We start from the raw sequence: 25,115 nt of genomic DNA, 5'->3' as shown, positions 1-25,115 counted from the left end.
CTATTTTAAAAAAACAAATGTGCCCCTGAACGACAAATCCCCCGCCTATGCAGGGGACCCGTCACTGGATCAGGTTCACTTCTTCTTGCGGGGCGCCACGACCATGGTCATCTGACGGCCTTCCATTTTCGGCCGCAGTTCAACCAGGCCCAGCTCGGCCACATCTTCTTCAATCCGCTGCATGAGTTTCATACCAATTTCCTGGTGTGCCATCTCACGCCCACGGAAGCGAATTGTGATCTTGCCGCGGTCCCCGTTCTCAAGGAAACGTACCAGGTTGCGTAGTTTGACCTGATAATCCCCTTCTTCAGTTCCTGGACGGAACTTAAGCTCTTTGATCTGAGTCTGCTTCTGCTTTTTCTTGGCAGCGGCCTTGGCTTTCTTCTCTTCGAAGATTTTCTTGCCGTAGTCCATTATCTTACAGACGATCGGATCGGAATCCGTAACCTGAACCAGATCAAGAGTTGCCTCTTCCGCCAGCTTGAGGGCTTCCTCAATGGGAACCACCCCTACCTGATTGCCTTCGGCGTCAATCAGACGGACTTCAGTTGCTTCAATATTCTCGTTGATCGGCGCTTTTGGTGCGCGTCCCCGATTCGCTCGCTGTTTAATAATCAGATCTCCGTTTTAGTTCTACCTTTGCGATCGACGTCCTTAGCCAGTAACTGCTCGAACTCATCGACCGACATAGTTCCCAGATCCTCACCCTTGCGGGTACGTACCGCAACGGCATTATTCTCTACTTCCTTGTCGCCAACGACGACAAGATAGGGAACCTTGTTAAGAGTATGCTCGCGGATTTTAAAGCCGATCTTCTCGTTTCTCAAGTCAGCATTAACCCTATAACCGGAAGAATCCAGTTTTTTCTCCAGATCCAGACAAAAATCACGCTGATTATCGGTGATATTGAGGACTGCCACCTGGGTTGGTGCAAGCCAGGTCGGGAAGGCTCCTTCGTATTCTTCAATCAGAATACCGATAAACCGCTCGAAAGAGCCCAGAACGGCGCGATGGAGCATAACCGGCGTTTTACGCTCAGAGTTATCCGCCACATATTGCGCTCCGAGACGACCCGGCATAGAGAAATCAACCTGAATGGTACCACACTGCCAGACCCGGCCGATGCAGTCTTTCAGGGAGAACTCGATCTTCGGTCCATAGAACGCACCCTCACCCGGCAACAGTTCCCAGGCCACGCCTTCGCGGTTCAGCGCCTCTTCCAGTGCAGCTTCAGCCTTGTCCCAGACTTCATCAGAACCAACGCGCTTTTCGGGACGAGTCGACAACTTGTAGAGAATCTCGTCAAACCCGAAATCCTGATAAATTTCGTGCAGCATTCCAATGAACGCGGACACTTCTGCCTGAATGGCATCTTCTTCACAGAAGATATGGGCATCATCCTGGGTGAAACCACGCACACGCATGATACCGTGCAGCGCACCGGAGGCCTCGTTACGATGACAGGATCCGAATTCCGCCAGACGCAAAGGAAGATCCTTATAGCTCTTCAGACCCTGGTTAAACACCTGAACGTGGCACGGACAGTTCATCGGCTTGATGGCAAAGTCGTGCTTCTCGGACTCGGTGGTGAACATGTCATCCTTGAATTTGTCCCAATGCCCGGATTTCTCCCAAAGCGTACGGGACACGACCTGCGGAGTACGAATTTCCTTGTAGCCATGTTCCTGCTGCTTACGGCGCATGTACTGCTCTATCTGCTGATAGAGGGTCCAGCCGTCAGGATGCCAGAACACCATACCGGGCGCTTCTTCCTGCATGTGGAAGAGGTCCAGTTTCTTGCCCACTTTACGGTGATCACGCTTCTCAGCTTCTTCCAGCCTGTTCAGGTAGGCTTTCAGATCCTTTTTGTTGCCCCAGGCAGTACCGTACACACGCTGCAGCTGTTCGTTGTTGGTATCACCCCGCCAGTAGGCGCCTGCCACTTTAGTCAGCTTGAACGCTTTCAGCTTGCCGGTGCTCGGCACGTGAGGTCCACGGCAGAGGTCAACGAAATCACCCTGGCGATAGAACGAAAGGTCTTCCTCACCCGGAATATCTTCGATAATGCGGACCTTGTACTCTTCTCCCATCTCGTCGAACAGCTTCACCGCCTCATCACGGGACATAACAGAGCGGGAAACCGGTATGTCCTGTTTGGCCAGCTCTTCCATCCGCTTTTCGATACGGGCCAGATCTTCGTTGGTAAACGGACGATCGAACTTGAAATCGTAATAGAAGCCGTTATCAACAACCGGGCCGATGGTCACCTGCGCTTCAGGGAACAGTTCCTTGACTGCCATAGCCAGCAAGTGAGCGGTGGAATGACGAATAATATCGACACCGTCTTCGTCGCGATCGGTCACGATCGCCAGGTCGATGTCGTCATCAATCTGGTAACTGGTATCCACCAGTTTACCGTTAACACGGCCAGCCAGTGCGGCTTTGGCAAGCCCAGCACCGATATCGGCGGCGACGTCATGAACGGTTACAGATTCTGCAAAACTGCGGTGGCTGCCATCGGGCAAGGTAACGACGGGCATGAAAAGCTCCTGTAGATTGAGTCAGCGGTGATCTATACCAGAGATCACATGGTGATGGCCGTCCGCGACACAAACCGCGGGCCATTTGGAGCGGAAGTCTAACAGAAAAAAACCCGACAGGTTAATGCCGGGTTTTTACGGATTTCAGCAGAATGAGGCTACCGTCAGGCAGGCTGCACCTCCCCTTCTCTGCCTCTGCGTTTTAGCTGCCCAAAGGCGAGCAGACCAAGCAGAATCAGGGCAGGAATGAACATCAGCTCTTTGGGTGGCCGTTCTTTCTGGACCTGAACCGAGTCAATCGTCCAGCCAAAACTGATGCCAGCGTCTTCTGCGGGTGTCCCGAAGTTCACGAAATCCACCGCCATCTGTTCACCCTGAGGAGAAACCTCCAGGCCCGCAGCGGCCAGACGCTGTTCGGGAGACTCTCCCTCAGGCAACGGCAAGCGCAGATACTTGGACACGTCAGTACCATCAATCGACATCCCGGAGGCCTGAATAATGATCGGTTCACCGGCAGGGACCTCATCGATATGGGCCAGCAGTTCGGAACCAGGACGATCTTCCGTAGGCGGATAAACCATATCCCACCAGAAACCCGGCCGGAACAGCGTAAAGGTGATCAGCAGCAACAACACGGTTTCCCACCACTTGGTTTTGGTAAACCAGAAACCCTGGGTCGCAGCTGAGAACACCAGCATCGCCGTTACCGCACTGAAGATCGTCACCAGCAGATCAATCCAGCCCGTCAGTCCAATCAACAACAATTGGGTGTTGAAGATGAACATGAACGGAAGAATCGCGGTCCGTATATCGTAGGTGAAGCCCTGCACCCCTGTTCGGATCGGATCTCCACCGGATATTGCAGCGGCTGCATAGGCCGCAAGCCCCACGGGCGGCGTATCATCCGCCAGGATACCGAAGTAGAACACAAAGAGGTGCACGGCAATCAGCGGGACCAAAAGGCCATTGGCGGCGCCGAGGGTAACGATTACCGGAGCCATCAACGTAGACACAACGATGTAATTCGCCGTCGTCGGCAAACCCATACCGAGTATCAGACTGATAATGGCAGTGAAGATCAGCATCAACAGCAGATTACCGCCAGAGATGAACTCGACAAACTGAGTCATCACCAGGCCGATCCCCGTCAGTGTCACCGTCCCTACGACAATACCGGCCGTGGCAGTCGCCACACCAATGCCAACCATGTTCCGGGCACCGGTTACCAGCGAGTGAGCAAGATCCACCACGCCCTGTTTCACGCCGTCAGCATACCCCCCCTGCTTCCGGAAGAAGGCCTTAATCGGTCCCTGGGTGATTACGATAAAAATCATGAACAGCGTCGCCCAGAAGGCGGACAGCTGGGGAGAGAAACGCTCAACCGTCAGGCACCAGACAAGCACCACAACCGGCAGCAGGAAGTACAAACCGGTTTTGACCGTTGGCCCGACCTCAGGCAATTCGGCCATACCCCCTTCCGGATCATCTTCTTCCAGATCCGGGAACCGAGTGGCGTAACCAACGAGGCCCACATAGGCAAGTAACAGCAGCGGCGCCAACACCCAGATGGCACCAGCCCCCAACCAATCCTTCATCCAGCCGATGCCGTAGTAAACCACCAGGGTCAGAATACAGAGCCCAAGAAGAATCACCACCCAGTTCAGAAGGCGCTGCGCCAGGGTCGGTCTGTTCAGACGCTCGATCCCTTTCATATTGAGCTTGCAGGCTTCCAGATGGACGATGTAGAGCAACGCCACGTAGGAAATCATTGCCGGAAGAATCGCATGCTTGATCACTTCCAGATAGGAAATGCCGACATACTCAACCATCAGGAAGGCTGCCGCACCCATGATGGGCGGGGTCAGCTGACCATTCGTTGATGCCGCGACTTCCACCGCACCAGCCTTGGTTGCAGGAAATCCGACTCGCTTCATCAGCGGGATAGTAAAGGTGCCGGTTGTCACCACGTTAGCAATGGACGAACCGGAAATCACACCACTCAAGCCACTGGAAACAACGGCCGCTTTCGCAGGCCCGCCCCGCATGTGCCCCAAAAGCGCATAGGCAACCTTGATGAAATAGTTACCAGCCCCAGCACGCTCCAGGAGGGCACCAAACAGTACAAAGAGGAACACAAAACTGGTGGAAACGCCCAGCGCAACACCAAACACACCCTCGGTTCCAAGCCACTGGTGCGATGCCAGCTTGCTCAGGCTCGCCCCTTTATGGGAAATCACGTCCGGCATGTAGGGACCGGCGAGCGAGTAGATGATAAACACAGCAGCGACAACGGTCAGGGGCAGGCCCAGGGAACGACGGGTCGCCTCAAGCAGCAGCACCAGGCCACCCAGCGCAACCACCATATCCTGAGTATTGGGAGCACCGGGGCGAGTCGCCAACTGGTCGTAAAAAATATAGAGATAGGACGCGGCAAACGCCGCAGCCAAAGCAAGAACCCAGTCATACACCGGGACATGATTTGCATGCTTTCCTTTGATCATCGGGAATGCTGCAAAGGACAAAAATGCGGCAAAAGCCAGGTGAATCGAACGTGCCTCGGTTGAGTTAAACACGCCAAACTCAAATACATACGGTAGCGGAGAGGCTATCCATAGCTGAAAAAGAGACCAGAGCAGAGGTACAACAAAGAGGATAACGGCGGCAGGCCCTGTGGCCGCCCTTCCACCGGACTCGGTCTGAAGAAACTCTTCGACCTTCTGCTTATCGGTATCTTCCCCGGTTCTCGGGTCGCTATTCATCATAGCTTGATCCTGTCAGAGGAAAACGGGAGAGTCATGAAAGGCCGCAGGCATATTTGCCTGCGACCCGTTTCATCGCTGAATCCGATCAATCGATCAGACCTGCTTCCTTGTAGTACTTGGCAGCACCCGGGTGCAGAGGCGCACTCAGGGCATCGCTTACCATTTCCTCTTTTTTCAGGTTGGCAAAGGCAGGATGCAGGCGTTTGAAGCTATCGAAATTCTCGAAAACCGCCTTCACGACTTCATAAACCACATCGTTCGGTACGTCGGTCGATGAGACGAACGTTGCCGCCACACCAAAGGTCGTGGTGTCTTCGTCGCTACCACGATACATACCACCCGGGATCACTGCTTTCCGGTAGTACGGGTTCTTTTCGATCAGAGCTTTGGTCGCAGCGTTGTCGACGTTAACCAATACACTGTCACAAGAAGTCGTTGCTTCCTTGATGGAACCAGATGGGTGACCCACGGTATAGAAGAATGCATCAATGTTGCCATCACAGAGAGCCTGGGACTGTTCGGCCGCTTTCAGCTCGGCTGCCAGGGAGAACTTGTCCATTCCCCAGCCCATTTCGTTCATCAGGACTTCCGCAGTCGCCCGCTGACCGGAGCCCGGGTTACCCACAGATACTCGTTTGCCTTCCAGGTCTTCAAAGGTTTTGATACCGGAACCTTTGCTGGCGACAACGGTGAACGGCTCCGGGTGCAGGGAGAACACTGCACGCAGTTTCTTGTCCGGGCCGCCGTCCTTGAACTGACTGGTACCATTGTACGCATGGTACTGCCAGTCAGACTGGGCCACAGCGAGGTCCAGCTCTCCCTGACGAATGGCGTTCAGGTTATAGACAGAGCCACCGGTACTCTCAACAGAGCATCGGATACCGTGCTCTTTCCGATCCATGTTGACCAGGCGACAGATCGCACCACCTGCCGGATAGTACACGCCTGTCACGCCACCTGTACCTATAGTCACAAAGCGCTGTTCCTGAGCCGATACAGTCGTGGAAGCTGCTCCCAGAGTAACGGCAGCTGCAACCGCAAGAGCGGATACCTTGAGTTTCAGTGTCATGTGAGCGTTCCTTTCTTTCCATTAGTTATAGTGAGTTAGCCCGTGTTGTACGCGGACAAACGTTGCGTCCGACTTAGAACATAGACCACTTCTTGCTATAAATAAAGTAGCTTTTCGCGACCTAAACATTTGAACCAACAACAAAAAAAGCCCGCAGATGCGGGCTTTTTTCTAGGGCTTGTCAGATTTTCATGACTTGTTCGCAGCGCGTGCCTTGGCGAGCATCTTTTCGGGACGCAGCAGGAATCGGGCCAGCGCCGGCAGCAACCAGATAGCTCCCACCATGTTCCAGAGGAACATGAAGAACAGCAGGAAGCCCATGTCCGCCTGGAACTTGATCGGGGAGAAAATCCAGGTCACAACACCGAGACCCAGCGTTACGCCCGTGAACACGACCGCCTTACCCGTTGAGCGCAGTGTCTGGAAGTAGGCCTCCTGCAGGGTCTTGCCCTCCAACAAGTACTTCTCCAGTTTGCTGTAGATATAGATACCATAATCCACACCAATACCCACACCCAGCGCAATAACCGGCAGGGTTGCAACCTTGATACCGATTCCGGAGACCGACATTATGGCCTCACACAGCACAGAAGTCAGACCCAGCGGGATCACAATACACAGCACGGCCCGAATGGATCGGAAGGTCAGGAAGCACAGCAAACTCACCACACCGTAGACAAAGATCAACATCATATCCTTGGCTTTGGAGATAACCTCGTTGGTGGCAGCTTCCACACCCGCGTTACCAGCCGCCAGCAGGAACGTGTGATTTTCATTGCTGTTCTCTGCAGCAAATGCCTCGACCTCGGCGACCACAGTCTTCAGAGTTTCTGCCTTATGGTCCTCCAGGAACACCAGCACCGGCGTCAGGCTGCAGTCGGTATTGATAAGCCCGGACGGGGCACTTCGGATTGAAGCGTTGATGATGGTCTGGTTACGGGAAATCTCGAACCACTTCCAGTTACCTTCGTTCAGCGCTTTGGTCACAATCTTGGAAACATCAGACAGCGAAGCGGAAGACTGGACACCCGGGGTGTTCTGCAGCTCCCATTGCAGCGCATCCATGGCCCGCAGCACGCTGTACTGGGTGCACTGTTCTTCCGGCGTTTTGACCATAACCACCAGAACGTCCGCACTGGTGGAGTAGTTATCAATGATGAAGGCGTTGTCCTTATTGTAGCGAGAGTCAGCCCGTAACTCCGGAGCGCCACGGTCCAGGTCCCCTACTTTCAGGTCCTGTTTGAAGTAGATCCCAACACCAAGACCAATCACTGCGATCAGCAGAGAAATCGGCGCCACACCAGGATGCGAGCAATAGGACAACACACGCCATTTTCTGTCCTGCTTCTCTCCACGATTCTGGACATGGCGGATACCGCCTTTGGAAATGCCCACATAGGACATAATCAAGACGTGCAGTACCAGGTTGGTCACAATAACGAACGCGACACCGATACCCGCCGCAACGGCGAGATCCCGGATGACGTCAATCTCGATAAAGAACAGTGTCAGGAAGCCGAACGCATCCGAAATCAACGCGAGCATGCCTGGGATGTAGAGTGCGCGGAAAGCCAGGCGAGCTGCCGTAATGGAATCGAATCCTTTGGCCGCTTCCACAGCCATCGCATTTACGATCTGGACGCCGTGACTGATCCCGATTGCAAACACCAGGAACGGTACCAACACAGAATAAGGATCAAGACCATAGCCAAGCAGGCGCAACGTACCCAACTGCCAGAACACGGCAACAATCGACGTAAACACAGGAACCAGCGTGCCGGAGATAGAGCGCGAGTACCAGAACAGTAGCAAGGTGGTGAGCAGGATGGTGATACCGGCGAACCAGGCAATGGATCCAATCCCCTCAATCAGGTCACCTACCTTCTTGGCAAAACCAACAATGTGGATTTCGATATTGTCGTTGGTAGCGCCATACTTCTGACGGATCTTTTCTTCGAGCTGGCGGGAGAAATCGCCGTAATCCAGCGGCTGGCCTGTTTCCGGGTTCTTCTCATACAATGGTGCGTAAACGATTGTGGACTTGAAGTTATCAGCAATCAGACGGCCGACTTCGTTTGAGCGCAGCGCGTTCTGACGCAACTGCTCGAGACTCGTCGCGGAACCATCATAGTTATCAGGAATAACGGTACCGCCCTGGAAGCCCTGTTCGGTCACTTCTACCCATCGAACGTTGGATGTCCACATGGACTTCAGACCGGATCGGTCAACACCGTTCAAGTAGAATACCTCGTCGGTGATCTGCTTGAGGGTCTCCATGTATTCCTTGGTAAAAATATCGCCGTTCTTGACCTCGACAGCGATACGTACAAAGTTCCCAAGGTTCTGCAAATCGTCCCGGTGTTCCAGCATGTTGATAACGTACGGGTGCTCCAGCGGAATCATCCGCTCAAAGCTCGCATCCGGCTGGATCTTGATCGCGTTGTATCCAAGGAAAAGTGTCAGCACCAGGAATCCGAGCAGGATAATCGCCCGATTATTGAAAATCAGGCGTTCCAGAAATGGCTCTGCCTTCGGTGTTGTCAGGTAATGTTCGCCCTTGTCGTGCATCGGGTTGGACATTCAAAAGCCCCTCTATCTTTCTGTTCTGTTATTGCCGCATCAGGGCGTTATTGAAGGTTCTTGCCTTGGGCATCGGTGAGGGTCGCGCCGCCTTCACCCACCACGAGCAAATCGGTGCCACTTGCAGGCACTACGCTCATCAGCCCCTGGCGGTCCGGGCGCACATACTCCCGGAACGTCTCGCCGCCATTACCGCTCACCAGCACAGTTCCACCGTTGCCAACCAGAACGATGCGGGAATCCTCGGCCTCACCTCCGTTGAGCGTCGAGGTGGAACCCGTACTGATCATTGACCATGACTTACCGAGATCAGACGAAAACATGAGAGTGCCCCTCAGACCAAAGGCCAGCATTTCATTAACCCTGCCTGTACCGATGACGCCGAACAGAGACCCGGGGTAAGGGCTTTCACGACGCTGCCAGGTATCACCACCGTCTACAGACACATGAATCTGGCCAGCCTCACCGACAATGACCATTGCACCACCTGCCACCTGGGCAATCGCATTCAAGTGGAATTTCTGCGGGTTATCCAGTCTCGGCGACCAGTCCTGCCAGCTTTCCCCGCCGTCTTTTGTATGGAAGATCGTGCCATAGGCTCCAAGGACAAAACCCCCATTATCATCTCCGAACCAGACATCAAGGAACGGGTTTACGGGACCGATATCAAGGTCGGCCTGCATGTTCTCGAGAGAGAAATACATGTCATCAAGCGCCCACTCAAGGTCGCCTTTTTCGTCTTCTGGCGCTTCTTCCACCCGCTGTTCCATTTCAGCAATCGCGTCTTCCTGGCTGGCAATGGCAAGCTCGGCAGCGTGGACACCGGTCATCTGTATCTCCCAGGTTGCGCCGGCATCTTCCGAGTGCAGCACAACACCGCTATGGCCAACCGCCCAGCCATGATCCGGTGTACTGAAGTCCAACCCCGTCAGCGTTACCGACACCGGCACTTCAGCTTGAGTCCAGCTCTGCCCCTGATCATCAGAGTAAATTATGTGGCCCCGCTCACCGACAGCAACAAAGCGGTCACCTGCCATGACAACATCGGTCAGAAGATTCTGCGGAGCGAGTTCTGTGGGACGAGAGGGGGTATCAATTACGTCCTCAATCGCAAATGCAATGGAGGACGCACAGGCCATGGAAAGCCCCAGGCATGCAGCACCAAGGGTTTTACACATCAAGCTTGTAGCCATTCGGATTGCCTATTGGTTGTTTTACTGTGTCTCTGACCGGTATATCCGGCTCTTGCTGTAGATAACCGGCGCCCACCAGGCACCGGAACGTTATACGCCATCTCCCTATGGCTCGGGAACATCTCGGACCGAAAGCCTCAGCGCACGCTTCTGCGACGCAGTGATGCCGGCGAGAAATAGCGTTTGTTCGGGACATCATCCGTGAAAACTCGTGTATTCGGCTCTTCAGTATCCAGTCCCTGAACGTGATATCGGCGAGCCTGCAGGTCGTGGAAGGCCTCCAGGGAGGTCCACACACCGGGCAGTTCATAATAATTTTTCAGAATACCCATGCTCACCCGCCAAAGTGCGCCGCGACCATCGTACTGATCCAGCAGCACGGTATTCCAACTGTCTTCGTCAACATAGAAACGGCGTTTGGCGTATATATGTCGCTCGCCTTCCTTGAGAGTAGCAGTAACTACGTGAACGCGATGCAATTCCCAGCGCATAAGATCAGGATTCAGGTGCGACATCCCCAGAATCTCGGAATACGGCAAACCCTGCTGGGCAATTCTGTAGTTGTTGTACGGGATGTAGATCTCGCGCTTGCCTTCATAGGTCCAGTTGTACCGATCCATCGCACCGTTGAAAATATCGGTATCATCGGCAGTGCGCAGATTATCAGCAGCGGCGATCGGGGAATCGTACCCAAGGTTCGGAGCCCTGCGCACCCGGCGCTGTCCGGCGTTATAGCCCCATCCGTTACGGGGGTTGATGATCTGGTTCATGGTTTCATGAACCAGGATAGCGCCACCGGCCAGGCGCGGAGGCGACTGGGTGAAGGACAGGTAGTAGAAAATCACGTTATCCAGACTGCCTTCATCGCCCTCCGGATTATAAAAATTGAAGAATGCTTCCTGCTGGGAGGTTACCAGCGAATATTCCCCGTCAGGCTGGACAGCCACTTCACTGGCGCGCCGGGTCAGGGATATGCCCCGCCAACGGGTCAGATGATTCCAGATGACCTGCCAGGCTTTCTGCTCAGCATTGCCACTCAGAATCGGGAACGGGTAACCGCCGTAGGCACCTTTGATACCTGCACTATCACCAACGACTTCAGCGGATGTGGCATTTCTTTTGGTGTTATCGGCAACCCAGCCCGGAATCGCATGTGTCCGGCGGGACTGGTAGACGGGGATACGGAACGTCGTTGGATACGTTTCCATCATTGCAATCACGCCATCGGACAGATGGTCTTTGTACTGATCAATGTTGGAAGCATTGATGGAATAGAGCACTTCGTCATCCGGGAAAGGGTCCGGATGATGCTGACCACTACCCTTGTAGCCTGCAGGCGGCTCACTGATCCCACCATCCCAGGCTGGAATGGTTCCCGAATCATTACCTGCCTTTGGGGAGCCGAACGGCGTCAGATCATTTCCCAGTCGGGCAGCTTCGGCGGACGAGACTGCCCCATAGGCAGGCATTGCAGCCATGGACAGAGCCATCAAACCACCGAGAATCGTGTTTTTGTTGTATTTCATTGTTGAATCCTAATTCCGTCTGGAAGCCTCTGGGGGCTTTTCTTATTGTCTGTTTGGATTCACAGACTTTCGCCCAGATTATCGGATCAGGCAACATTGTCTATCGACCGAAAGTGCGATTTTGCCTCCGGCTGTGACTCAGGTCGCCTCGCCACAGCCGGAAGGGGCCGGCATCGTCAGTCAGCCAGGCTCTTGTGAACCACTTCGTAGACGTCACGGGACAGGCCCGATTTATCCCGAATCAGCTCCAGACCAGCCTTCATGCGTTCGCCATAAGCCGGGGCAAACTTCTTCCAGCGAGTCAGTGGAGTCACCAGGCGAGCCGCGATTTGCGGGTTGCTGTCATCAAGCCGGCAAACCTGCTCCGCCAGGAAGTCATACCCCGAACCGTCAGCACGGTGAAACTCGGCGAGGTTCTGGCCCGCAAACGCTCCGATCACTGAACGTACCTTGTTCGGATTTTTCCAGTCGAACGCTTCGTGTTCCAACAACGCGCGAATCTGAGGCAGGCTTCCTGCCCGGTCGCTGGCGGCCTGGACTGAGAACCACTGTTCAATAACCTGCGGGTCATCCTGGAAACGCGTATAGAACTCAGACAGAACCCGATCACGCTCGTCCTCGTAATCTGAATTCACCAGCGCTCTTAATGCACCCATTCGGTCAGTCATGTTATCGGCATCCCGGAACTGGCGCACAGCGAGTTCCCGGCCTTCTTCATCATTGATCAACAGCAGCCAGGACAACGCGGTATTCCGCAAACTCCGTCGGGCAATCTGCTCCGGAGTGACCTGATAGGCTTCGCTCTCTGCATTGCGGCGATAGCAGGCCACCAGTTCATCCCTCAGTGCAATTGCCAGATGCTTCACAACCCGTTCTCGGGCAGCGTGAATCGCCGGCGCATCTGCTGCATCCGCCAGTTCGATCAGATAGGCCTCGGACGGAAGCTGCAGCATCTTGGCCACCAGCGCCTGATCCAGCGACGCATCAGACACAAGATGGCCATAGGCCGTTACCAAACGGGGATCGACCGCTACATCTTTCGACGCGCCGACCAACTCCTGAATCACATCAACAGCCAGCCGCTGGCCTGCATCCCAGCGGTTGAATCCATCGGGATCGTGGCTCATCAAAAACAGCAGCTGTTCCCGACTCCATGGATAACGCACCCGTACCGGTGCCGAGAAATCCCTCAAAAGTGACGGCACCGGATGCTCGTCAATGCCGTGGAACTCAAAGGTATGTTCCGTTTCAGTCAATTCAAGCACCCGTTCAGCCGGCGCATCGACTTCACCTGCCACAAGCCTGAGCGGTAGCGCCTGGCCGCGGTTTCCGAGCAACCCCAGAGCAAATGGGATGTGCTGCGGCTGTTTGTTCGTCTGCCCCGGCGTATCCGGAATCTGCTGGCGAATGCTCAGCCGATAAACGCAGGCATTTGCATCAAACTCGTCGGAGACTTCCAGAACCGGAGTCCCCGCTTGCTCGTACCAGCGCCGGAACTGACTGAGATCGCGGCCAGACGCATCCTCCATAGCCTGCAAGAAATCATCAGTCGTCACTGCCTGGCCATCGTGACGCTCGAAATACAGGTCGCTACCTTTACGGAACATTTCCGGACCCAACAGGATATGAATCATCCGGACCACTTCTGCGCCCTTTTCATAAATGGTCAGGGTGTAGAAGTTTGAAATTTCCATGTACGACGATGGACGCACGGGATGGGCCATCGGACCCGCATCTTCCGCAAACTGAGCTGTGCGCAACAGAGTGACATCCTCAATGCGCTTAACGGTTGGAGAGCCGGTATCCGCCGAGAAGCAGGAATCACGGAACACCGTGAAACCTTCTTTGAGACTCAACTGAAACCAGTCCCGACAGGTTACCCGGTTACCGGACCAGTTATGGAAATACTCGTGGGCAACAATGGCTTCAATACGCTGAAAAGCCAGGTCGGTTGCCGTTTCCTGACTGGCAAGCACACACGACGAGTTGAAGATGTTCAGTCCCTTGTTTTCCATCGCCCCCATGTTGAAGTCATCAACGGCGACGATCATGAAGATATCCAGGTCGTACTCACGGCCGTAGACCTCTTCATCCCAACGCATGGATCGTTTGAGAGAGTCCATCGCGTGATCGCACTTTTCGGCGTTCCTCGGCTCAACGTACATACGCAGATCGATGTCGCGGCCGGAACAGGTCTTAAAGCTGTCACGCTTTTCCACCAGATCCCCGGCGACCAGTGCAAACAGGTAACACGGCTTCGGGAAGGGGTCTTCCCAGGTGACAAAGTGGCGCCCATCGGGCAAATCACCGCGCTCAACATCATTACCGTTGGAGAGCAGAACCGGGTATGACTTACTATCCGCCTCAATGCGGGTGCGGAAGCGAGACATAACGTCGGGACGATCCGGGAAGAAGGTGATGCAGCGGAAACCTTCTGCTTCACATTGGGTACAGAACATCCCGGATGACTTGTACAGTCCTTCAAGGCGAGTGTTGTTCTGGGGTTCAATCCAGGTCACTACCGTCAGCTCGAATGACTCAGGAACCTGACTAACCACCAACCGGTCACCCTGATCCTCGAACTGCCCTTGAGCCAGCGGAACACCATCAAGGGATACCGATTCGAGTTTCAGGCTGTCACCATCCAGTTCGAGAGGAACAGCACCCGCCTCAGACTCCGGGTTCCGGCGAACAGACAGGGTACTGTGCACCCGTGCGCCGTCCTCGAACAGCTCAAACCTAAGATCGACGGTATCCACCAGATACGCCGGTACGCGATATTCGCTCAGGTAAATGGTCTTCGGCTGGTTAGTACGCATTGATGATTGTCTCCAGATTTCTCTGCACCCTGCTGCACAAGACGGCAACGGAGAATTGATCAGATTCGCAAGGGGCCGGCGATCAGTCGCCGTCTACCCTGAAACGCACTTCGTATCCGGTGTATTTACGAATATTGATTACACCGGTATCCAGAATGAGGTACTGGCCCTTGATGCCCTCAAGAACACCCTCCACTTCCGGCGTTTTATCAAGATTATGGGTTTTGACCTTCTCCGGCCAGACCTGAACCGGATAACTCAGGCTTAACCCACTCTCATCCACCGCCCATATTGACTTGTCACCATGGGTTTCCCGCAATGCGGCAAGATCATCGGCTATCAGTCCAAGCATGCGCTCACGCTCCTGGACCAGATCCACTTCGGGCACATCGCCTTTGAGCATGGCCCGCCAGTTGGTGCGATCAGCTACGTGACTCTTGCACGCAACCTCCACCAGACCGGCCAGGTATCGGCTGGCGACTCGCAGCATCGGGATCGCCTCAACCGCCCCCTGATCGATCCAGCGGGTGGGAACCTGAGTTGCCCTAGTAATACCGACTTTGAGCCCGGACGAGTTGGCCAGATAAACCACATGCTCAACCATGCAGTGAGTCTCACCCCACTCCGGCTCCCGGCAGGTTCCCAGATAGAAGTGGCATTTTTCTGGGCTCATGATGCAGCTATCACAGGCTGCCAGCTTGCGGAAGCACGGGTAGCAAAAGCCCTGATTGAAGCTCTTTTTGGTCACCCGGTCACAGTTAATGCAACGGATAACACCGTCAAAGTCGATCTTCACAGACTTGCCGACGAGATCATTCAGAGGCACGCGATGCTCACCCACCGCAATGGTGTAGGTCACGGGGTTGCCCGCCTCAACAGGCATTTTCCGGAAACGACCGGTTACGTCGATGCTTTCGCTCAAGACTTGACCTCTACAAACTGGTCCGGGTCGATGTCGCCACTCGTTTTTGCGGCACTATTGCCCCCCATAAACTGAACGGACGGATCGCAAGCCGTACCGGCCTTTTCACCCCGATCGATAAAACCAGTCCGATCGGTTTCCGGAACGTTATGAAGATTTTCGTAATAGATCACCGCCTGCAGGCTGATTTCCCGCTGCTCCCGGGTAAGCTTACTGCCATCCGGCCATTTCCCCAGCTCAATGGACTGGCGAAGACTGCGGTAGACGTTCGGATCCAGCCGCTCAATCAATTCGTCGTATGTCATTTCGGCCTCCCGAAAAAAGTTCTGAAAAACATGCTGTAATCGTTTGACAACTGCAAACGATAATAATTATCATTAACCCACCAAATGACAACGGTCGTTTCATTTGGTCTCTCTCATCAGGAGCTAAATGCTCTTTTCAGCCTCACCCTTCGGTGGGGCTTTTTTTTGCCTGACTGCCTCTTCAGAGCCGCCGGGCAGGCATTAATGCCGCCAGCAGAAGACCGGCGACAAAACCACCAAGATGCGCCTCGTTGGCCATTCGCCCCAACCCTAAGACTTCTGGCAGGGGAGTAAAACCAATGACCATCCATCCCACCGCAAAGGTGACCAATGCCGGCGGAAACTGGAACCTTGGTGCTTTTCTCTGACTGAGCCAGCAATACCCAAGAATACCGTACACGACGCCAGAGAGCCCGCCAAACAAGGGTCCCGAAACAAGAAACTGAAGTCCATTCGAGAAAATACTGGTGCCCAGAAACAGAACCAGCAGGCGTGCACGACCATCAAACCACTCAATCTGGCTACCCAGAAACCACAGCATGACTGAGTTGAAAATAATGTGAGTCCAGCTGAAGTGCAGAAAGTCCGGAGAGATAAGGCGCCAGACCTGACCGCCGGAGAGGCTGTCCGTCACGGCATCCAGCCGGAGCGCAAACGTTGACCAGTCGTAGTAGCGTGGATCAATAAACATCATCAACGCCGCGAATTCGTTCCGCCCCATGGCGGTTACCCACGCCAGCAGCACGGCTACAACGATCACACCGAGCACCACCGGAGCGTGCCTGGGCGCTGGCTGCCAACGCCCACCGACATGCACCGGAGAACGATTCTGCTGCTCTACGGCCTGACGCAATGCGGGTTCGGCAAGAAAACGATCCAGTGCTGCAAGAACCGGCTCGGCATGGTCCGGATTTTCAAGCCATAAAACCTGAAACCCACCCTCCTCACTGATCCGGTGGGCAACTCCCTGCTCCCGTAACCACTGACTGAAACCGGCGAGATTCACCGATGTATCCAACTGCTTTACACGATACACAAACAACCTCGCCTCACACTGGAAACCGACCGCTGACAGCTTTACACACAGGACTAGCGAGCAACACTGTCTTCGTACCCCGGAGAATCAGGCAATTCCGGCCGCTCCACATCCACCCAGACAAACTTGTCCGGTGAAAGAACGCGCTCATCGTCCAGCCTGTAGGCGACCAGCTTGCCGTATTTCACAGCACTGAAGTCCAGGCAGGCAACATTAGCTTTCAGCGGTGCCGGTTTCCCGTCCATCCAGTAATGACCAACAAACACCGGAGGTGCATCCAGCGGATAGCTGATCAGTTGCTTGTACTCACCGGGCGCAAGCTCTCTGGCGGCCACTTCCGGCGGTAGCGGATCCGGCTGGAAAACCACATCAGCATAGGTACGGGGATTATCCGCCCAGAACTTGGTGCGGAAAAACTCACGCACATAACCATCCCGCCCGGTAATCGACATACCATCCGGAAGACGAAGATCCGTTCCCCTGAGCAGGGTATCCATAACCTGACCTGCAAACGACTCGAGAGCCGCAGAGGCATGAAGAAAGTCCTCGTCGATGCAGGCTCCGCCCTGAGTCCGTTTGAACTTCTCAATCAGGTCGCCATCCCAACAGGCATGAACCACCCGGAAGTTATCTTCTTCTATAAACAGAGGAATTGTGTAGAACCATTCCAGGAATTCATTCCACTCGTGGGGATGGTGCTCAAACTGGTCCAATGTTTCCCGAATCAGGCGGTCATGCCGGGGATTGTGTTCTCGCAGCCATTTCTTCCCGCTACCTGGCCGGGCTCTGGTGCAATACCCAAGGGCGTTGTATTCGTGATTACCCATGACAATCCGCGCCGAACCATGTTCGACCATATCTCTGACGATATGCAGAGCCTCCCGGATACGGGGGCCACGATCGATAATGTCACCGATGAAAATAACCTGCCGACGCGCGTGCTGATAAACACCATTTACCTTCCGATACCCCATGCGATCCAGCAGATCCGTAAGAGTATGGGCGCAACCGTGAATATCGCCGATGATGTCATAACCGCGGCTCGCGGCCTTGTTTTTACCGACCATGATCAACTCGCTGCTATTTCACTCGCCCAGCCAAGCTTGTCACGGCAGGTGGCATAGAAATTATGATCCGTCGGGTGAATCAGACGAATCTTGAACGGCTTTTTGGTGATACGGATGATGTCCCCGGGCGCACAGGAGATGTTCATCTGTCCGTCGAAGCTCACCTGGGGATAAGTTTCGTTGGTCTCACCGATAACCAGTTTGATTTCACTCTTTCCATCCACCACGATCGGACGGCTGCTCAGAGTATGCGGGAACATGGGTACCAGTACGATGGCATCCAGTTTTGGATGCATAATCGGTCCACCCGCGGACAATGAGTAGGCTGTGGAGCCGGTGGGAGTGGATACGATCAGGCCGTCAGACCTCTGGCTGTATACAAAGTGACCGTCGATGAACAGATCGAACCCGATCATCCGGGTTGATTTACCGGGATGCAGAACCACGTCATTCAGCGCTGTACCAAACCCCAGCGGCTGGCCGTTACGTTCTACGTGCCCATCCAGAAGGAATCGGCTTTCTTCGATATATTCGCCTTCGAGTACTTTTGCAACCCGCTCTTCCAGATCAGAGGGCGAAATATCCGTCAGGAACCCTAGCCGCCCGCGGTTGACACCCAACAAAGGAATCTTGGATTTGGCAAGTTCCCGCGCAGCCCCGAGCAGGCTCCCGTCACCGCCGACCACGATCACCAAATCGCAGATTTCTCCCAACAGTTTCTTGCTGGCGACCTGCAATCCATGACCGGGCAACATGCCCGCAGTGTCCTCTTCCAGAATGACGTGATAGTTATTGGCCACCAGGTACTGCTTGAGCTGGCGCAGTGACTCTACAACCTTGACGCTGCCCATCCGGCCAATAACGCCAATATTCCTGAACTGATCCATGAAGTGTCCTGTGATCTCGGGATGCGATTGGGGATGACGAGTGACCGTCCCATGACAATCTCTCGTACAGTTTAACGAAAGTCAGCCCGATACTGAAAAAAGATCCGGGCTCAGGACTGGTGGTGCTCACAGCGGTCATCAATACCCGGCCGGAATTCGGCAGGCAGGCTGATACGCATTATCGGCTCACCGCATTCCACCCCATTGTCGCCGGTATGGCCACAAACCGGATTTTCGTAATGCTCCAGCCATTCCCGATAGGCAGGTTCGTTCATACCACAACGCTCGGCAGCGTAGGCCACCGGGTTGTTAAAGTAGGTTTCAATGTCACTATACGGCAGGGTAATGTGGCCGACGCCAGGATGGTAAGCCACCAGGAATACAGATTGCTTCTGCAGCTCTGCCATGACAGAGCCTTCCTCAGGCTCTCGCTCACGGAGTTCGTGGTTTTCCTGTTCCAGCGCCACGATTTTCTCATCACGCAGTTCCAGCTCTCTCTGCCGCCGCTCCAACTGTTCACGGAGTAGCACCACCTCAGCATCGGTATTGGCTTCGTCACGCTTCTTGTCTTCACTGCCCGAAGCCACTTCCTCCTGCAACTCCAGGTACTGCTCATTGCGCTCAGACAGGCGGTTTTTAAGCTGCTCATTGGTCAGGCGCTGGCGCTCGTATTTCTGCTCAATATCCGAAAAGTCGCTTCGCAGGGCCTGAAGCTCCAATCGATGCTCACGCTGAATTTCCGACAGGGAATCCCTGTGCACGCTCTGGAGCGTCTTGATCCTCAGACGTTGTTCCCGGATCAACTGGGCAAGACGTGAACGGTCCGCCGTGACACCAGCGTCTTCAGGCTCCTCTTTCTCCGCTTTAAGTACAGGGATGTCTTCCGGCTCCGGCTCAATTTTTTTGAACTTGAGAGCGTTCGCTTCAATGGCTTTGCGGATCGCCTGAAAATGGTTGCTCCCCGGAGTCATGTCCGGGTCCCAGAGATCATCAGCAAAGGAGGGATCCGGGCATTGGCTCCGGCACACGAGACGTATAGGCCCGACCCCCATATCCGGACCTTTGGCTCCCTTTAGGGCCAGGTTCTCTATAGGCACATTCCAACTGGAATCCGCTCGTCCCTCTTCATCAAACCAGATCCGAAAGAATACCAGGGAGCGAACGAGCAGATCCGGTGTCAGATCGACCAGAACCGCCCGAACATCGGTTTCAGCCAGGTCTGACAACCCAACATAACCGTCAAGGAAGGCTCCAAATTCAGTGGCACGCATCTGGCGCGCCACCTGTCCGCCTTCCATAAAGAACACCGCCGAATAACCATCAGTCGCCTGGTCGGCAGATACCATTTGCTACTCCCCAAAAATAAAAAATTGTCTGGCCAGACCCAAGAATAACAGTCTAGCCAGACAATCTCCGGTGCACAGGGAAAAAGTGCAACGTTTTGTGATCGAAACGGTAAAAAACCTGTAATCAGATCTCCGCAGCCAACCGGCTACCCTGATCAATCGCCCTCTTGGCATCCAGTTCCGCAGCCACATCTGCGCCGCCGATCAGGTGTACCGGCAACCCTGCGGACTCAAGCCCTGCCTGCAACTCTCGCAGGGGGTCCTGCCCGGCACAAATAATGACCGTATCTACCGGCAATATCCGATCCTCGCCATGCTCCGCACCTTTCGGAGTAATGGTCACATGCAGGCCTTCGTCATCAATCCGGCGATAGCTGACTCCGGGCACCATCTGAACCTGATAGTGCTTGAGGGAAGTACGGTGAATCCAGCCGGTTGTCTTGCCAAGGTTCTTGCCCACCTTGGACGCCTTACGCTGAAGCAGATAAACCTCGCGCGCAGGCTCAGGCATCTCTGGCGCCACACCCTGAATACCACCGCGATGCTCAACACTGAGGTCCACGCCCCATTCACGCATGAAGTGGCCGACATCCAGAGAGGCCGATTTGCCGCTATGAACAATGAACTCGGACACGTCAAAGCCGATACCACCAGCACCGATAACAGCCACCCTCTGGCCCACCGGCTTACGTTCGAGGATGGCGTCCAGATAGCTGATCACTTTCGGATGATCAACACCCTCGATATCAGGAGTACGCGGTTCGATACCCGTTGCCAGGATGACTTCGTCGAACCCGCCGGCCTTGAGATCCTCAACGCTCACCCGGGTTTCCAAGCGAACGTCGACGCCGTGTTTGTCGAGCATCACCCGAAAATAGCGCAAAGTTTCGTAAAACTCTTCTTTGCCGGGAATGCGTTTGGCAACGTTAAACTGACCACCAATTTCGCTGGCAGCATCAAACAGGGTAACGTTATGACCACGCTCCGCAGCGACTGTGGCGAATGCCAGCCCTGCGGGACCTGCACCCACAACTGCAATGGATTTCGGCGCAGCCGTTTTTACATATGCCAGCTCTGTTTCATGGCACGCGCGAGGGTTTACCAGGCAAGAGGTGAGTTTTCCGCCAAAGGTGTGATCAAGGCATGCCTGGTTACAGCCGATACAGGTGTTAATCTCATCTGCCCGGTCTTCCTCCGCCTTCAGCACGAGCTCTGCGTCTGCCAGGAATGGACGCGCCATGGACACCATATCCGCATCACCCTCTGCCAGAACCTTTTCGGCCACGTCCGGCATGTTGATCCGGTTTGTGGTCACCAACGGAATACTGACCTCCCCCTTCAGACGAGCCGTCACCTTGGTGAATGCCGCCCTCGGAACGGAGGTAGCAATTGTCGGAACTCTGGCCTCATGCCAACCGATCCCCGTATTAATGATCGTGGCGCCCGCTTTTTCAATCCCCTTGGCCAGTTGCACCACTTCTTCCCAGGTGCTGCCATTTTCGATCAAATCCAGCATCGACAGACGATAAACCAGGATAAAATTTTCCCCGACCCGTTCGCGCACACGACGAACGACCTCCAGCGGCAGTCGGATACGATTTTCGTAACTGCCACCCCAACGATCGGTACGATGGTTGGTATGGGAGACAATGAACTGATTAATGAAATAGCCCTCTGACCCCATGATTTCGACGCCATCGTAGCCAGCACGCTGGGCCAGCGCTGCACACTCAGCATAATCCTGGATCTGCTTCTCAATGCCCTCCTCATCCAGTTCCTTTGGCTTGAACGGATTGATGGGCGCCTGAATGGCGGAGGGTGCAACCGACTCCGGCGAATAAGCATAGCGACCGGCATGAAGGATCTGCATACAGATCTTGCCCCCGGCATCGTGGACAGCACTGGTAATAACCCGGTGTTGTTCAACCTCTGCATCGGTCGTCATTTTCGCAGCATGCTGGAAAACCCCACCCTCAACATTCGGAGCAATACCACCGGTGACAATCAGGCCCACGCCGCCCCGAGCCCGCTCTGCGTAAAATTCAGCAAGACGCTCAAAACCATTCTTCGCCTCCTCAAGCCCGGTATGCATGGAGCCCATCAAAGTCCGGTTACGAAGCTTGGTAAAACCCAGATCCAGTGGTTCCAGCAGGTTGGGATATTTACGAACTCCCGGGGTAGCGGTTGCGGTCATACGTACTCTCCTCATCATGGGACAGGAATGGGTAAAGCCCATCTCTTGTGTATTCGGTAAAGCTACCCCCGCACCTTGCCACAAACAATATCCAGAGATAACATTTTGCTATTCCTGAATAACATTTCTGACAAACCAATGCCCCACACAACGCGACAGACAGCCCATAACGCTCTGGGCGATATAAGCATTCTCTACGCCACCATCCTGTTTCGCGCAGCCGAGGAGGAAGGTGCGGATATCGAGGCTCTCAAGCATCGTTTCAAGCTCAGCGATGCCACACTAAGCTCACCGGAAGCCCGCATCAGTATCTCCCGCTTCATGCGGCTAGGTCAGGCCGCCATCGAAATGACAGGCAACCCCGCTCTGGGCCTTCACATGGGGACATTGAGCCGACCAGTAGACTACGGCCTTGCGGGTCTCGCCGGAGCCTCCGCCAATACAGTAGAGCTCGCCTTCAGCAGCCTGATTCGCTATGCCTTGCTCACCAGCCAGAACAGCCGGGGCAGCGCTTCTATTGAGCAAGCAGAGCGAACGGTGAGCTTTTACTCCATACGTCCCTATAACCGTTTCAACTACTTTGTCGTCGATTCAGTGCTTGCCGCCTGGACACAGTTTACCCGTCACCTCACAGGCCAGTGTGACGTTCTGGAGTATGTGTCGATCGAATACCCCTCATTGGGGCTGGATGACTTGTTTGAAGGCTGGTTTCGTTGCCCGGTGCGATTCGATGCGCCCAAAAACCAGGTCACGTTCAAGGGGGAGATCTGGTCGCACCCCTCTCTGGAAGCACAACCAGCCATGCACAGCAGATTGTGCGAGATGTGTGACACCGGGATTCAACAAATAAAACGGGGCTGGACAACCGGGGACAGGGTAAAAAACCTTCTGACGCCAATGTTCCGGGGCGAAACACCTGGCCTTGAGACCATCGCGGGTAAATTAGGTATTGCTCCCTGGACTCTACAACGGCAACTGGCAAGGGAAGGCACAACGTTCAAGGCCTTGCTGGATGACACCAGAAAGCAGTTAGCACGGGACTATATTCGGGAAACAGACAGTTCACTGTCAGAGACAGCCTGGTTGCTGGGCTTTGCAAATCCAGCGGCCTTCCACAAAGCGTACAGGAGGTGGTTCGGGATAAGCCCCGGCGAACACAGGCAACAATTCAGATGGCAATCAGAGAGGGATTAACACGGTGTATCAGCAGAATTAGAGCTCAGTAGCGTCATCCTGGACATCATCGTCGTCGAATTCTTCAAACTGACATTCAATCAGCTCTTCTTCATATTCAAGCATGGGGCTGTCCTCAGGTTAATGTCAGGACAAGCGTATAGCCAGAATGTGACAGAAATATGACAAGAGGGGAAATAAAAACAGAGAGGAAAAAATGGCGGAGCGGACGGGACTCGAACCCGCGACCCCCGGCGTGACAGGCCGGTATTCTAACCAGCTGAACTACCGCTCCGCGCTGGTTGTCACGTCTTGCCAAAAAGGCTTTGCAATCAGGGGTGTGACTGCTCGGTGACAACGAGGGCGCATTATATAGACCCCCTTCCCCATGTCAACGCTTTTTCAGAAAAAAAATCAGAAAAAGCGTTTTTTTCTACATAGCGTCGACCATCGCATCCTTGCCCTGAGCGGTCTTCCGGTACTCAATCGGCGTCATGTTCGACCAGCGTTTGAAGGCACGGTAGAAGGTGCTGGGTTCGGAAAATCCAGTCAGATAGACAATCTCGTCGATAGACTCATCGGTCGTTGCCAGCAACTGCCTGGCCAGACGATAGCGAAAATCTGCCAGCACCTGGTTGAAGCTGGTTTCCGCTTCCGTCAGCCGGGTACGAAGAGTACGAGGCTTGATGCCCAAGCGCTCCGCCACGGCATCCAGAGTCACCTCACCGCTATCTAGCAGTTCGGCCACAATTCTCTCAACCTGCCCCACGATGTCCTTCTTCTCCAGCCGAGCCACCTGCTCACTGGCAAAGCGTTCGTGAAGGTCAAGCAACATGGGCTCTGCATGGGGAGACGGATGGGTCAGCAAACTGACCGGGAAATAGAGGCGATTTTCTTCTGCCCCGAACACAACTTCACAGCCGAGCACATCCGCCGCGTGCTCCTGCCCTTCTCTGCGTTCATGCTCAAACTCAATACGGGACGGTTGGAAGGTATTGTCGGTAATGGTCTTGAAAAAGGTGATCAGACCCTGGACGAAACACTCATTGAAGTGACGCAGGCGACTCACTTCTTCAGAGGCCGCATCCAGCACCATACAAGCTTCATCACCTTCGATGAAGAACCCGGTATTGGCGGCATCACTCAGCAATCTCTGATAGTTCTGCGCCCTTCGCAGCCCCTCGCCAAACGTCGGACTGCTCAGGAACAGGTATTCCAGCACCTGCCCTTTGTAAGCCGGTAGCAGGGGGCCGAGGTGGAGACCGACATCCGGATCACCGGACACATCTTCCACAGCCTGCCAGAAATACAGCTGAGCACTGTGTGGTGTTCTCAGTTGCTCGGTATAAACGTAATTTTCGTCGACACCCAAGCGACTGAAAATTGCATCGGTATCTATGCCTTGCTTTTTCATCGCCTCATAAATCAGGCGTAACATCACACCCGCGTCACGAAGTTCGTGCATAAGATCCCACTTTTTTAATTATTGGTTACTGCTTTGACCCACCGGACAGTCAAAGGGGCGTGTCAGGTCAATGCCTGCCCCCGACACGTTTGCCAGACTGATCAAAACGCCTTAGACCATGGTCTTACATTAGAGCATATCAGGCCACGCAGGCACAGGTGTACCGGAATGTAAAAATTTCCGCCACTTACGTCTCTGCCTTCATACAAATGCTTACAGGAATTCAGGGTT

At 54.4% G+C, this 25,115-nt stretch carries 17 protein-coding genes and 1 tRNA gene; 1 reads left to right on the top strand and 17 read right to left on the bottom strand.

Features of this window, described 5'->3' with window-relative positions:
* Positions 1-75: 75 nt before the first annotated feature.
* From infC to FWJ25_RS16825, 15 genes are all read right to left on the bottom strand, one after another.
* The gene (infC, locus tag FWJ25_RS16895; RefSeq protein WP_149601441.1) at positions 76-618 is read right to left on the bottom strand and encodes a translation initiation factor IF-3; all 543 of its coding nucleotides are present in this window, start codon (positions 616-618) and stop codon (positions 76-78) included.
* A complete protein-coding gene (gene thrS, locus FWJ25_RS16890) occupies positions 615-2,540 on the bottom strand; it encodes a threonine--tRNA ligase (RefSeq protein WP_149601440.1) in 1,926 nt (641 codons plus the stop codon). Before thrS ends, infC begins: the two co-directional genes overlap by 4 nt.
* A gap of 164 nt (positions 2,541-2,704) precedes the next feature.
* Positions 2,705-5,302, bottom strand: a complete 2,598-nt coding sequence (locus FWJ25_RS16885) for a TRAP transporter permease (protein ID WP_149601439.1) — start codon at positions 5,300-5,302, stop codon at positions 2,705-2,707.
* Between the two features lie 85 nt (positions 5,303-5,387).
* Positions 5,388-6,371: a TAXI family TRAP transporter solute-binding subunit gene (locus FWJ25_RS16880; RefSeq protein WP_149601438.1), complete on the bottom strand. Its 984-nt coding sequence runs from the start codon at positions 6,369-6,371 to the stop codon at positions 5,388-5,390.
* 189 nt (positions 6,372-6,560) lie between these two features.
* Positions 6,561-8,951, bottom strand: coding sequence for an efflux RND transporter permease subunit (locus FWJ25_RS16875; RefSeq protein WP_149601437.1), 2,391 nt, complete (start codon positions 8,949-8,951; stop codon positions 6,561-6,563).
* Positions 8,952-8,998: 47 nt separating this feature from the next.
* Complete coding sequence (locus FWJ25_RS16870) at positions 8,999-10,144, bottom strand: WD40/YVTN/BNR-like repeat-containing protein (protein WP_246166870.1); 1,146 nt, start codon at positions 10,142-10,144, stop codon at positions 8,999-9,001.
* A 137-nt stretch (positions 10,145-10,281) separates the two neighbouring features.
* The gene (locus FWJ25_RS16865; RefSeq protein ID WP_149601436.1) at positions 10,282-11,670 is read right to left on the bottom strand and encodes a DUF1329 domain-containing protein; all 1,389 of its coding nucleotides are present in this window, start codon (positions 11,668-11,670) and stop codon (positions 10,282-10,284) included.
* Between the two features lie 176 nt (positions 11,671-11,846).
* Positions 11,847-14,489 (bottom strand): aminopeptidase N, encoded by a 2,643-nt coding sequence (gene pepN, locus FWJ25_RS16860; RefSeq protein ID WP_149601435.1) that lies wholly within the window; start codon positions 14,487-14,489, stop codon positions 11,847-11,849.
* An 82-nt stretch (positions 14,490-14,571) separates the two neighbouring features.
* Positions 14,572-15,411, bottom strand: coding sequence for a DUF2797 domain-containing protein (locus FWJ25_RS16855; protein ID WP_149601434.1), 840 nt, complete (start codon positions 15,409-15,411; stop codon positions 14,572-14,574).
* Positions 15,408-15,716: a YeaC family protein gene (locus FWJ25_RS16850; protein ID WP_149601433.1), complete on the bottom strand. Its 309-nt coding sequence runs from the start codon at positions 15,714-15,716 to the stop codon at positions 15,408-15,410. The genes FWJ25_RS16855 and FWJ25_RS16850 overlap by 4 nt, the downstream gene beginning before the upstream one ends.
* A 181-nt stretch (positions 15,717-15,897) precedes the next feature.
* On the bottom strand, positions 15,898-16,752 hold the full coding sequence (locus tag FWJ25_RS16845) for a rhomboid family intramembrane serine protease (RefSeq protein ID WP_223163264.1): 855 nt from the start codon (positions 16,750-16,752) through the stop codon (positions 15,898-15,900).
* 53 nt (positions 16,753-16,805) lie between these two features.
* Positions 16,806-17,819, bottom strand: a complete 1,014-nt coding sequence (locus FWJ25_RS16840; RefSeq protein ID WP_149601432.1) for a metallophosphoesterase — start codon at positions 17,817-17,819, stop codon at positions 16,806-16,808.
* Between the two features lie 2 nt (positions 17,820-17,821).
* Entirely contained in the window at positions 17,822-18,706 is an 885-nt protein-coding gene (locus FWJ25_RS16835) for an NAD(+) kinase (protein ID WP_149601431.1), read from the bottom strand.
* A gap of 110 nt (positions 18,707-18,816) precedes the next feature.
* Positions 18,817-20,052 carry a DNA repair protein gene (locus FWJ25_RS16830; protein ID WP_149601430.1) on the bottom strand — a complete coding sequence of 412 codons (1,236 nt, stop codon included), beginning with the start codon at positions 20,050-20,052 and terminating at the stop codon, positions 18,817-18,819.
* A 124-nt stretch (positions 20,053-20,176) separates the two neighbouring features.
* Positions 20,177-22,246 (bottom strand): NADPH-dependent 2,4-dienoyl-CoA reductase, encoded by a 2,070-nt coding sequence (locus FWJ25_RS16825; RefSeq protein ID WP_149601429.1) that lies wholly within the window; start codon positions 22,244-22,246, stop codon positions 20,177-20,179.
* Positions 22,247-22,384: 138 nt separating this feature from the next.
* On the opposite strand from FWJ25_RS16825, the gene FWJ25_RS16820 reads away from it, so the two are divergent.
* Entirely contained in the window at positions 22,385-23,440 is a 1,056-nt protein-coding gene (locus FWJ25_RS16820) for an AraC family transcriptional regulator (protein ID WP_149601428.1), read from the top strand.
* Between the two features lie 197 nt (positions 23,441-23,637).
* Here the strand turns inward: FWJ25_RS16820 and FWJ25_RS16815 are convergent.
* Positions 23,638-23,714 (bottom strand) — tRNA-Asp (locus FWJ25_RS16815).
* A 138-nt stretch (positions 23,715-23,852) separates the two neighbouring features.
* Positions 23,853-24,884, bottom strand: coding sequence for an AraC family transcriptional regulator (locus FWJ25_RS16810; RefSeq protein ID WP_149601427.1), 1,032 nt, complete (start codon positions 24,882-24,884; stop codon positions 23,853-23,855).
* Positions 24,885-25,115 lie beyond the last annotated feature (231 nt).

The organism is Marinobacter salinexigens (genome assembly GCF_008370345.1).
In the GTDB taxonomy this organism is placed as follows: Bacteria; Pseudomonadota; Gammaproteobacteria; order Pseudomonadales; family Oleiphilaceae; genus Marinobacter; species Marinobacter salinexigens.
The sequence above is the reverse complement of the archived record's forward strand: the minus strand, read 5'-3'. Positions and strand labels throughout refer to the sequence as shown.

What these genes read in the sequence shown, in the direction of transcription:
- FWJ25_RS16835 (WP_149601431.1), bottom strand. Translation starts at nt 18,706, where the DNA reads ATGGATCAGTTCAGGAATATTGGCGTTATTGGCCGGATGGGCAGCGTC.
- FWJ25_RS16865 (WP_149601436.1), bottom strand. Translation starts at nt 11,670, where the DNA reads ATGAAATACAACAAAAACACGATTCTCGGTGGTTTGATGGCTCTGTCC.
- FWJ25_RS16820 (WP_149601428.1), top strand. Translation starts at nt 22,385, where the DNA reads ATGCCCCACACAACGCGACAGACAGCCCATAACGCTCTGGGCGATATA.
- pepN (WP_149601435.1), bottom strand. Translation starts at nt 14,489, where the DNA reads ATGCGTACTAACCAGCCGAAGACCATTTACCTGAGCGAATATCGCGTA.
- FWJ25_RS16875 (WP_149601437.1), bottom strand. Translation starts at nt 8,951, where the DNA reads ATGTCCAACCCGATGCACGACAAGGGCGAACATTACCTGACAACACCG.
- FWJ25_RS16850 (WP_149601433.1), bottom strand. Translation starts at nt 15,716, where the DNA reads ATGACATACGACGAATTGATTGAGCGGCTGGATCCGAACGTCTACCGC.
- FWJ25_RS16870 (WP_246166870.1), bottom strand. Translation starts at nt 10,144, where the DNA reads ATGGCTACAAGCTTGATGTGTAAAACCCTTGGTGCTGCATGCCTGGGG.
- thrS (WP_149601440.1), bottom strand. Translation starts at nt 2,540, where the DNA reads ATGCCCGTCGTTACCTTGCCCGATGGCAGCCACCGCAGTTTTGCAGAA.
- FWJ25_RS16885 (WP_149601439.1), bottom strand. Translation starts at nt 5,302, where the DNA reads ATGATGAATAGCGACCCGAGAACCGGGGAAGATACCGATAAGCAGAAG.
- FWJ25_RS16880 (WP_149601438.1), bottom strand. Translation starts at nt 6,371, where the DNA reads ATGACACTGAAACTCAAGGTATCCGCTCTTGCGGTTGCAGCTGCCGTT.
- FWJ25_RS16830 (WP_149601430.1), bottom strand. Translation starts at nt 20,052, where the DNA reads ATGGTATCTGCCGACCAGGCGACTGATGGTTATTCGGCGGTGTTCTTT.
- FWJ25_RS16840 (WP_149601432.1), bottom strand. Translation starts at nt 17,819, where the DNA reads ATGGTCGGTAAAAACAAGGCCGCGAGCCGCGGTTATGACATCATCGGC.
- FWJ25_RS16810 (WP_149601427.1), bottom strand. Translation starts at nt 24,884, where the DNA reads ATGCACGAACTTCGTGACGCGGGTGTGATGTTACGCCTGATTTATGAG.
- FWJ25_RS16825 (WP_149601429.1), bottom strand. Translation starts at nt 22,246, where the DNA reads ATGACCGCAACCGCTACCCCGGGAGTTCGTAAATATCCCAACCTGCTG.